A 2,434-nucleotide genomic window follows, 5' to 3' on the forward strand; every position below is an offset into this window, starting at 1 on the left:
GGGGAGCTATGTGGATATTTGTACCGAGAAGTCCTTGCATGCCCCTTTCATGCAGTTAACGGATGGCATGCGAGATATCTGCATCGCCGTTCCTGGCGGGGATACCGGCGACTCTGGAAACGCTTGCCAGTCCTGGACGTCGCCGACTCGGATCCAGCGCTGCCAGCCGGGGTCAGCCGGTCAGCCGGTGCGGCGGGAGCGGGCCCGTTGCCGGTGCCGACACGACCCCCCGCAAGCGGTGCCGGCCCGACGTCGCGTTCGTCGACATCAAGATGCCGGTCGTCGACGGCATCGAGGTGACCCGTCGCATCGCCGCGGACCCGGCGCCGGCCGGGGTGCACGTCGTCATCCTGACCAACTACGGCCTGGACGAACACGTCTTCAACGCGCTGCGCGCCGGCGCCGCCGGTTTCCTCGTCAAGGACATCGTGCCGGAAGACTTCCTGCACGCCGTACGCGTCGCCGCGCGTGGTGACGCCCTGCTCGCGCCGTCGATCACCCGCAGGCTGATCAACCGGTACGTCACCCAGCCGCTCCACACCGGCACCGGCACGGGGCTGGAAGAGCTGACCAACCGCGAACGCGAGGCCGTCGCCCTGGTCGCGCAGGGCCTGTCCAACGACCAGATCGCCGCCCGCATGGTGATCAGCTCACTGACCGCGAAAACCCACGTCAACCGGGCCATGGCCAAGCTCCGTGCCCGTGACCGTGCCCAGCTCGTGGTCCTCGCCTACGAATCCGGCCTGGTGGTCCCACGCAACTCCTGACATCCACGCTCCGGGCGCCGTCCTGACCGCGCCATGGGAGTCCAGCGAGCCCCGGGCGCGCGGGAAGGACGCGCGGCCGCCGGTCACATTCGAGGCGGTGGCACCGTCAGAACTCGTCCATGGTGAAGGCCGGCCGCTCGGTGCGCAGCGCGGCGTCCAGCGTGGCCGCCGCGCCCGGCGTGTGCTCGGCGACCAGACCTGCCCGGACGAAGCGGGTGACCAGGGCGCCGCCGAGATAGCAGGCGGCGAGCTCGCGCACATCCATGGTGAGGTCGGCCGGGTCGGCGGTGGGCTCGTACGCGATCGCCGTGTCCGGGCCCGCCGTCAGCCGGAAGCGGCCGGCGTTGGCGGGCAGCGCCGCGTCCCGCACCTGCAGCACCAGGTCGAACGGCGCGGCCCAGGCGCGAGCCAGCAGGGCCTGCCGTACGTCGGCGAGGCGCAGCCACAGGCAGCCGAACACCTGCGTCACCCGGACCTGGTCGGGGTCGGCGGCCATGAGCGGCAGCGGATCGTCCACCGGTACGGCCCAGCAGCGCACGCGCTCCGTCAGGTCGATCCCGGCGAGGTAGCGCCACAACGCGGCGGCCACCGGAGCGCTGTCGGCCTCGAACTCCTGCACCTGCACCAGTCCGGGGCTGTTGGTGTCGTCGTTCCCTGGACGGGTGCGGTAGATCGCGTACCCGGCCGGCGGCCCACCCGCGTCCGCGTCGCCGACCACCACGACCAGCGGCGGGCCGAGCTCGCCGTCCTCTTCTTCCTTCTCCGGCAGCACCTGGGTGTCCCACCAGGTGTCGTCCCTGCGCAGCCGTCCGGCGCGCGCCGTGCGGGAGCGTTCGTACAGCGGTGCGACCACCTGCTGGGCATCCGCCGGCTCCAGCAGCCGCAGGGGCCGCGGATCCGCCTCGATGCGCAGATCGAGCGGACGGCCGGAGTCGATCTCGATCGTCATGCCGTACGTGGCGAAGCCGAAACCGAACCGCCCGTAGACGGCGGCGTCGGAGGCCCACAGTGCCGCAAGGGGACGGCCTTGCCGCGCCCCGGCCCGCCACAGTTCGTCGATCAACTTGGTCAGCACGCCGCGGCGCCGGTGGATGGGCAGCACGCACACGAACGTGACGCCGGCGCACGGGAGGTCACCGCCCGGCACCGACAGGTCCAGCTGCAGCGCGGCCAGGAACCCCACCAGGCGATCGCCCTCGTAGGCGCCGAGCCGCTCGCAGCGCAGCAGCAGCTCGCGATGTCGCTCGCGGGTCTCGTCGTCGGGGTTGTCGTGGAAGGCGATGGCGGACAGGCGAAGGGCCTTGTCGAGGTCGTCCTCCGGCACCGGGCGGATGTCCAGCTCCAGCGGGTGCGGGGTAGCGGTGGCCGGATGGTCGATCTTCATGGCGCGAACCTAGCCCGCGCCCGTGCGGCCGTCATCCGAATTTCGCCGGGGCGAAGCCGGCCGACGGCAGGTCGGCGGCAGCTGCTCACGAGCGGTCGCCGGACACAACGCGAAGGCGGCCGGCGCTTGTGGTCGCGTCGGCCGCCTGTTTCGCGGTGGTTCTAGTGTGTGGGTGTGGGTTGGTAACTGGCGGTGGGTGTCGGTGACATGGCGGGCCATGGTGGTGTGGCTCAGTTGTTGCCGACGTTGATGTTGCCGCTGTTGTTGTTGCCGCCGTTGCCGC

1 protein-coding gene and 1 pseudogene are annotated in these 2,434 nt (G+C 71.2%); one reads left to right on the top strand and one right to left on the bottom strand.

Going from position 1 to position 2,434, the window contains the following annotated elements:
- Positions 1-242: 242 nt before the first annotated feature.
- Positions 243-767: pseudogene (locus tag ABZX22_RS44815) on the top strand (response regulator transcription factor); the annotation flags it as partial.
- A 106-nt stretch (positions 768-873) separates the two neighbouring features.
- Here the strand turns inward: ABZX22_RS44815 and ABZX22_RS44820 are convergent.
- On the bottom strand, positions 874-2,151 hold the full coding sequence (locus tag ABZX22_RS44820) for a GNAT family N-acetyltransferase (RefSeq protein WP_354923388.1): 1,278 nt from the start codon (positions 2,149-2,151) through the stop codon (positions 874-876).
- Positions 2,152-2,434 lie beyond the last annotated feature (283 nt).

The organism is Nonomuraea sp. NPDC003804, assembly GCF_040610675.1.
In the GTDB taxonomy this organism is placed as follows: Bacteria; Actinomycetota; Actinomycetes; order Streptosporangiales; family Streptosporangiaceae; genus Nonomuraea.

Excerpts from the sequence above, each read along its gene's own strand:
- ABZX22_RS44820 (WP_354923388.1), bottom strand. The coding sequence starts at position 2,151 with ATGAAGATCGACCATCCGGCCACCGCTACCCCGCACCCGCTGGAGCTG.